Genomic DNA, 545 nt, shown 5'->3' with positions numbered 1-545 from the left:
GACGGCCGCTGCAAGGCGTTCTCGGCGGACGCGGACGGCACGGGCTGGGGCGAGGGTGTCGGCATGCTGCTCGTGGAGCGGCTCTCCGACGCCGAGCGCAACGGACACCCGGTGCTGGCGGTGGTGCGCGGCTCGGCCGTGAACCAGGACGGTGCGTCGAACGGGCTGACGGCGCCGAACGGTCCGTCGCAGCAGCGGGTGATCCGCCAGGCGCTGGCGAACGCCGGTCTGTCGGCCGACGAGGTCGACGCGGTGGAGGCGCACGGCACGGGCACCACGCTGGGTGACCCGATCGAGGCGCAGGCGCTGCTGGCGACCTACGGCCAGGAGCACTCGGCGGACCGTCCGCTGTGGCTGGGTTCGCTGAAGTCGAACATCGGTCACACGCAGGCGGCGGCGGGTGTCGGCGGCATCATCAAGATGGTGATGGCGATGCGGCACGGTGTGCTGCCGCAGACGCTGCACGTGAACGAGCCCTCGCCGAAGGTGGATTGGGCCTCGGGTGCGGTGTCGCTGCTGACCGAGTCGCGGCAGTGGCCGGAGAC

1 protein-coding gene is annotated in these 545 nt (G+C 72.1%); it reads left to right on the top strand.

Going from position 1 to position 545, the window contains the following annotated elements:
* On the top strand, positions 1 to 545 hold a 545-nt coding region (locus ABD369_RS40940), incomplete at both ends, for a beta-ketoacyl synthase N-terminal-like domain-containing protein (RefSeq protein WP_344641715.1).

The organism is Kitasatospora cystarginea, assembly GCF_039533515.1.
Lineage (GTDB): Bacteria > Actinomycetota > Actinomycetes > Streptomycetales > Streptomycetaceae > Kitasatospora > Kitasatospora cystarginea.
This window is presented reverse-complemented; position numbering and strand designations above follow the sequence as displayed.